The 8,080-nt window shown below is 53.3% G+C and carries 2 protein-coding genes; both read left to right on the top strand.

The genetic code is table 11. From position 1 onward, the window contains the following. The first annotated feature begins 46 nt into the window (after window positions 1-46). Window positions 47-7,084: a T9SS type B sorting domain-containing protein gene (locus tag ACS5NO_RS21265; protein WP_439417002.1), complete on the top strand. Its 7,038-nt coding sequence runs from the start codon at window positions 47-49 to the stop codon at window positions 7,082-7,084. A 5-nt stretch (window positions 7,085-7,089) separates the two neighbouring features. Next, window positions 7,090-8,079 carry a PorP/SprF family type IX secretion system membrane protein gene (locus tag ACS5NO_RS21260; protein ID WP_439417001.1) on the top strand — a complete coding sequence of 330 codons (990 nt, stop codon included), beginning with the start codon at window positions 7,090-7,092 and terminating at the stop codon, window positions 8,077-8,079. Window position 8,080 lies beyond the last annotated feature (1 nt).

Here is an 8,080-nt window from a genome sequence, read left to right as displayed (position 1 = left end):
TCTGTGGAAAGGCCCCAACGGCTATTCGAGCAATCAGCAGAATCCGGTGATCAATAATGCGACGAGTGCTAACAATGGCACCTACAGTGTGACGGTGACCAGCGGCAGTGGTTGTACGGCGGTGGGTAGCACGCCGGTGGTGGTGGGCGTTTGTCCGACGGTGCCGTGCAGTCTGTCGGGCACCCTGACGGCATCCCAGACGGCAGTATGTTCGGGCGGCAGTGTGGTGCTGACGGCTTCAGCCAGCAATGCGGTAGGAAGTGTGAGTTATCAATGGAGTGGCGGTTTGGGCAGCGGCAGCAGTGTAACGGTATCGAACCTGACAACGACGAGTACGTATACGGTGGTGATCACCGACGGGGCGGGGTGCAGTGTAACCAAAACCGTCACGGTAACGGTGAATCCTGTACCGGTGGTGAGCTTGGTGACAACTACCAATCCAACCTCCTGTACGGGTAACAATGATGGAAGTATTACGATCGGAAATCTGACTGCCAATCAAGCCTATGTAGTCAATTACAAACGGGACAATGGCGAGGTGGTAACCCAAACCATGAATGCGGGTGGTAATGGACAATTTACTTTAAACGCTCTCACCGCTGGATCGTATAGCCTCACGGTTTCAGTAGGTGGTTGTAGCGGTGAGCCGCTGACGACAACGTTGGTGAATCCAGGCTTACCGGAAAAACCGCAGATTTCAGTTTCGCCTTCTGTAACCAGTTGTTTGGGTGGAACCGTAACCCTAACGGCCACCGGTGTTAACGGGGCCAGCTTCCAGTGGACAGGCTCCGGCTTGTCGTCGCCAACGGGTTCTGTAGTAACCGTTACCCCGTCGGTTGTCGGGAGTTTGGTTTATTCCGTAACACAAACCGTAAATGGCTGCCAAAGTCCAGCATCGGAAAGTGTGACCATCACTGGAGTTGAGTGTGCAACCTGCGTAGCACCAACTCCGACCCTAACGTGTACGACCACTGACATTTGTCCGGGCGATGCCGTTGAATTGCACGCATCTGATTGTGCGGGAGTTATTGTTTGGTCGACAGGTGCTACGGGACAAAGTCTCATCGTATCACCTTTTACATCAACGACCTACACCGCCCAGTGTCAATTGCCGAACTGTATCAGTGCGCCTTCGAAAGCGATTGTGATCCGTGTTTCTGACCCCAAACCACCAATAATTTTGGCCAAAGCTTTTGAGGTTTGTGCTGGGGGGACGGTGAGCCTGACCGCTACCGGCTGTGAAGGGAAAGTGATCTGGTCAACGGGAGCAACCGGGTCGGAGCTAACCATTACGCCGGATGGCCCAACGACGTATTACGCCAATTGCCGCATTCACAATTGCATCAGTCGACCCTCGCCGGGCATAACAATCCGAACAGGTCCAATGCCGAGACCGCACATAAGCAGCAGTACCAACACCGTATGTCCAGGAGAGAATGCCGTTCTGACAGTTTCAAATTGCACTGGCATTCCGATGTGGTCGACGGGTGAGACAACGGCAACGATTGTTGTGGCACCAAACGAAACCACTTCCTACACGGTAGTCTGTAAGCAGGGTTCCTGTATCAGTCAGGTGTCGGATGTCTATACCATTACAGTTGTGAAGCCACAGCCTCCGCAGGTCGACATCAGCGCTGACGTAGTTTGTCTGGGCGGTTCGGTACAATTGACCGCTATGGGATGCTCCGGAACGGTAATCTGGTCTCACAATGCGACCGGTTCCAGTGTCAGCGTCATACCAACCAGTAACGTTACGTATCGGGCTACCTGCAAAGTAGGAAATTGTTCGAGCGATCCGTCTCAGCCCCTTTCAGTGACGGTTGTCAATCCGGCGGCTCCCATTATCAAGTCGGACAAGACGCTGATCTGTGCAGGTGAGGTCGTTACCCTGACGGCAGAAGGTTGTATGGGTGGACAGGTTGTTTGGTCGAATGGCTCGACGGGCAATAGCCTTACGGTTATGCCGGGAGCAACCACCACCTACACCGCTCAGTGTAAAGAATACAATTGCAGCAGTGTCGCGTCAAATGCCATCACCATTAATGTTACCAACAGCAACGCGCCAACGCCAACGGTTACGGCATCCGCAACGCTCATCTGCCAGGGTCAGCCAGTCACATTGACGGCGTCGGGTTGCGATGGCGGAACGGTAATCTGGTCGACGAATGCGACGGGCAACAGCCTGGTGGTGAATCCAGCGCAGACGACCGAATACTACGCAGCCTGCAAAATGAGTACTGGCTGTAATGGAACGCCCGCGAAAGTGACGGTACAGGTCAATACTCCAGCTAAACCAACGATCCGGGTTTGTAAATGTACGGATGGTCACATTTGTGTCGGCGATGAAATTCGCCTAACGGTGGAAGGTTGCACCGGCGTCCCCGTGTGGTCGAATGGCGCAACAACCACCAGCATTCTGGTTTCTCCGACTGAGACAACGGTTTATACGGTAGTTTGCCAGAACAACCCCTGCACGAGTCCTCCTTCCGAAGCGTATACCGTGGTCGTCAACACGCCAGCTTCTCCGGTCGTCTGGGCTTCTAAAACGGAAATCGAACCGGGCGAAACGGTTACGTTGTCTGCTACCGGTTGCGCGGGTGGTCAGATTATCTGGTCGACAGGAGCGACGGGTAGCAGCATCGAAGTGAACCCTACGACAACGACCAGTTATTACGCACACTGCAAGATCAAGAGTTGTTTGAGCGAACCGACTCCGGTCATTGTCAAAATCAAGGGAGAATGCGACGTTCCGGCCCCACAGGTTTCCGCAACGACGCCAGCAGTTTGCTTCGGCGGTTCCGTTACGCTGACGGCTACCGGGTGTACGAACGGTACGGTCATCTGGTCGAATGGTGAAACGGGGAACAGTATAACCATCAACAACATTACCGGAAACCGCCCCTTCACCGCCATCTGTCAGTTGAATGAGGAATGTAAAAGTGTGGTTTCAAATGCCATTAGTGTATCGGTCGTCACGCTTAATCCGCCAACAATTGCAATCGATAAGCAGACACTTTGCCCGGGCGAAACGGCGCAACTGACTGCTGTTGGATGTCTGGGTACCGTAACCTGGTCGACGGGTGGAACAGGAGCCAGCATCGAGATTCAGCCGGGAAGTTCAACCGATTACTGGGCCACGTGTTCGTTGGGCAGTTGTGTCAGTGAGAAATCACCGCTGAGTAGGGTAAAAGTAGGTGCCCCGGTTTCGCCAACCATTACGGCAAGCACGACAAACGTATGCTTAGGCGGTGCCGTGACACTGACCGCAGCCGGTTGCCCGGATGGAACGGTGATCTGGTCTAATAATCAGGTCGGTTCTGTACTGCTCCTATCTCCCGACGCAACGGCTACCTACTCGGCCATCTGTACCACATCTAATGATTGCAAAAGTGGGAAATCGAATGAACTGACGATATCGGTTTATCCGAAAGTGGCAAAACCGCAGGTTGTTAACCTGACGAACCAATGCCCCTTTGCTACGGCCGATTTAACGAAAGCAACCAGCAGTCCGGTGTCGCAGAGCGGCAGTGTGTTTGAGTTCTATACCAGTGCCACACCCGATCCGGCCAGTAAGGTGCCGAATCCGAAGTCGGTTGAGGCTGGCGCCTATTATGTTGTCGAGAAAACGGCAACCGGGTGCTACAGTGTGGCAAGTCCGGTTATGGTGGTCATTATCAATTGCAACGACGTTGATCTTTGTAAGACCAGTCCGGCAACGGCATCGGCGGGTCCGGATGCTACTATCTGTTCCGCAAAAGAATACAAGCTGAATGGCGTCATTGGCGGGGCTGCCACCAGCGCGGTTTGGACAACCAGTGGGTCAGGTACGTTTGACAACGCATCTTTACTGGACGCAACCTACAAACCGTCCCTGGCGGACGTCAATGCCGGGTTTGTTAACCTGACGTTCACTACGAATGACCCCGATGGAACCGGTTCCTGTCAGGCGGCCCAGTCAACGCTAAAACTGACGATTGAGGGCCTGAAGGTTCAGCCAACCATTGAGCCTGTGAGCGCGGTCGTATGCAACGGAGATTCCGTCTTGTTGCGTGCTTTGCCCGACGGTTATAAATACCTTTGGAATACGAAGGCCACAACGCAGAGTATTCTTGTAAAAACCAGCGGTACCTACTCCGTCCAGTTGGTCGATAGCAAAGGCTGTACGTCAATTCCTTCCGAAGAAGTGGCGGTAACGGTTAAAGCGCCGATCGAATCGCCGATTGCGCCGATGATGGCCAGGAATACCTGTCCGGGATCTACCGTAGATCTGGTCAAACTGGTTGAAAACGATCCGTTTACACCCGGTGGTGAATTTGAATTCCACATTGCGGACAACCCGGCCTCTCCGGTTGTGATGCGGCCGGATTCGGTCGGTCGCGGGGTGTTCTATGCGTTCGAGCGTAGCAATGCGGGCTGTTATAGTGCGTCGACCATGATCGATGTTGCCATCTTTGACTGCACGACGGACACTTGCCGGTCCGATCTATATGTCACCTACACGGTCGACAAGGAGCATCCGAAAGTGGGAGAGGTGGTGACGTTTGCCGTCAAGCTGGGCAACAAAGGAGCATGCCCGGCCACGCACAGCGACATCCGGATTATTCTGCCGACCGGCTTGGAACTGGTATCACCGGGTAATCTGGTGGTCGATGCCCACGGCCACCTTGGGGCCTGGATTCCGGTGCTTTCGGCGAATGAAGAAATCACTTACTACTATTCCGTTCGCGTTCTAACCAAAGGGCCGATTGCCAATCTGGTAGAAATTACGTACCTCGACCAGTTGGATCCGATTTTGACCAATAACAAAGCCTCCATTATTATCGAGGACTATACGCCGACGCTGGCGATGAAAGTGGGGCTGGCAAAAGCACTTAAAGGCGTACAACAGAAAGAGGAAACCTTGTTTGAGTTTACCTACGACCTGGCCATCACCAATTACAGTGACCAGGATGCTACGCAGGTTCAGGTGACGGATGACGTTCAGTCGGTCTTCGATCCTCATGTCATTGAATCCGTCGCGGCCTCCGTCGATCCGGCCTCATCGCTCAAATTGAACTTAGGCTACTCGGGCTGGGTTGGTAATACGCAACTTCTGAACAGCGGAAGTGTCGTCAGGGCAGGCGCAACGGAGCACATTCTGTTGAAGGTTAATGTCCGGCTTCACCCGGATGGCAGCCTGACAAAGACGTTCCTGAACAAGGCTTACTTGCTGGCGAAGCTCAACGAATTGGAGGTCAACGACGCTTCGACAAACGGAGCCAGCGCCGATCCTGACCATGATGGCAACCCGAATAACAACAGCGAATCGACTCCGGGCAAATTTGACTCGGCACCACCGTCGCCGATCGGCGTTGCCCTGGCCGTAACGAACATCGTTCAGCAAGCCGACAGCAGTTACAACGTCACGCTGAAAGTAACCGTTAAAAATTACGGCACGGCTGACCTGAAGCAGGTGCAACTGTCCGATAGTCTGGTGTCAGGCTTTACGGCCCCGGTTTCCTACAGTGTGGTGAGTCCACCGATAGTTGGTGCCGGAAGCACGCTGAAACCGAACGCCAATTACAACGGCAATGATCTGTCATCTCTGCTGGATGGAGCCAACAGCAGCCTGGCGGCTGGTGCCTCAGACACGGTTCTGGTGACGATCAATGTTAAACCCACCGGTGAGTTGGGTCCGTTCTATACACAGGTCGTTGGGACAGGGATTCACGCGGATTCACTCGTGAAGGATTTGTCAAACAACGGGTTTAACCCGGCACCCATCGGGAGCGTACCCACCGGATTCCGGTTCGATCTGCCGCCTTCTCTGCTGGGCGTAGCCAAATCGGTAAGCAAACTGGAAGACCTGGGATCGGGCGTCTATAACGTCACCTATACCATTAAGCTGACGAACCTCGGCTCGGATGATTTGAAGAATGTTCAGGTCGTTGATAACCTGACCGAAACCTTCGGCAACGATGTTTTGATCGGTCCCGGTAAGCCAACCCTGACCGCGGAGGCTGGTCTGACGGTGGACTCGACGTATACGGGTCAGGGAATGTTGACTCATCTTTTGGTCGACTCCCTGAGTACCTTGCCGAGAGGAGCCTCCCGCAGTGTCAACCTGACCGTACGGGTCGATGTCCGCAACAGCCCGAAAAATGTCTACCACAATAGTGCCATTGCCAATGCGGTTACGCTCAATGGCAGTACGATGCTGACCGACACCTCGACGGCTGGTTCCAATGTTGATCCGGACAATGACCTTGATCCCAGAAATAACAATACGCCAACCGCAGTGACCCTTCTCGGCTTGCCAGTGACACCGAATATTGGAGTAGCGATGGCCGTGAAGGACACGACGCGGCAAACCGATGGCAGCTACAACGTGACGTACCAGATTATTGTGAAGAACTACGGATCGACGGACTTCACGGACGTACAGGTGAGCGATCAATTATCGGAGGTGTTCAATACCACCACCGGAGCGACCTACAGCGTGGTTGGAACACCGGTTATTGCAGCGGGAAGCGGTTTGCAAAGCAACAGCAGTTTCAACGGTGATGCCGACGCTGCCCTTTTGGCAACAGGAAGCAACCTGGCGGCTGGGAAGAGCGACACCCTCTTGCTGACCCTGAATGTGAAAACCGACGGCCGGACGACACCGTATCTCAATACCGTGTATGCGAAAGCCATAGCGGGAGCCGATACCGTCAGCGATACCTCGACCGATGGTTTTGAACCGGATTTGAATGGAAACAATGATCCGACGGAAGCCGACGAACGCGTGGCAACCCCCTTGAGTTTCAATCCGAATACCAACGAAGTGATGATTCCGGAAGGATTCTCTCCCAACGGGGATAATATCAATGATCTGTTTGTCATTCGAAATACGGGTGGTGCCACGGTCATTCTGGAAGTGTTCAACCGTTGGGGAAACACGGTGTACCGGAACCACGATTACAAGAACGACTGGGACGGATCGACCAATACCGGGGTGCGGATTGGCTCGAGTTCGAAAGGATTACCGGATGGTACTTATTTCTACATCGTTGAGTTGAGCGATGGCCGCAAGTTTATACGATACATGACGATTAATCGCTAAAAACAATGATACGCAATTTTACCAGAAAGCTCGGAAAAGTAACACTACTGCTGGTTGGTATAACCGGAGGTAGCCAGGTTCAGGCACAGCAGGACCACATGTTTTCGCAGTATATGTTCAATATGATGGCCATGAATCCCGCTTATGCCGGGAGTCGCGATGTGTTGAGTATGACCGCGTTGTATCGGAACCAGTGGGGTGGTATTGAAGGCGCCCCGCAGACCACCACCTTCACCATCGATATGCCCGTCAACCGCGAGCGGATTGGGTTGGGTTTGCAATTGTTCAACGACCGGATCGGTGAATACAGCACCACCGGCGCTTATGCCTCATACGCATTTCGGATCAAAGTGGGGAGCCGTTCGACCCTGGGACTGGGGATTCAGGCGGGCGCGAGCAGCTTTCAGGCGGACCTTTCTAAAGTCGTAACCGATCGGGGGGATGATCCGGCTTTTGCGCAGAACATCTCTAAAATTCTACCCAACTTTGGTACCGGTATTTACCTGAGCAACGACAGATCCTATATTGGCGTTTCGGTACCCCAGTTGATTAAAAATCGCCTGACGGATTATAGTTCTGGCTTGCAAAAAGCCACGCAGCGTCGTCATGCCTACGCCGTGGCCGGTTTTGTCGTTCGCTTGAGTCCGGTATTGAAACTGAAGCCCTCCACCCTGGTGAAATACGTGGAAGGCGCTCCGCTGGGCATCGATGGAAACCTGAACCTCTGGATTGCGGATCGAATATCCATCGGTACGTCCTACCGCCGGAATCAGTTTAACAGCTACGAAAGTGCCCTGGATAATGGCGAAGTCTATAATCAGGATGCGATTGTTGGCATTGTCGAAGTGCAATTGTCGGACCAGTTGCGTCTGGGCTACGCGTACGATCAGATGCTGAATAAACTGAAAACCTTCAAGCTGCCTTCCCACGAAATCATGATTCGGTATGAACTCGGCTTTGGTAAAAACAAAATTCTAACGCCCCGGTATTTCTAGT

The sequence above is a fragment of the Larkinella fluvii genome, from assembly GCF_051857545.1.
GTDB lineage: Bacteria > Bacteroidota > Bacteroidia > Cytophagales > Spirosomataceae > Larkinella.
The sequence above is the reverse complement of the archived record's forward strand: the minus strand, read 5'-3'. Positions and strand labels throughout refer to the sequence as shown.

Bases quoted from the DNA above. Each gene is read 5' to 3' on its own strand.
- ACS5NO_RS21260 (WP_439417001.1), top strand. From the start codon at position 7,090: ATGATACGCAATTTTACCAGAAAGCTCGGAAAAGTAACACTACTGCTG.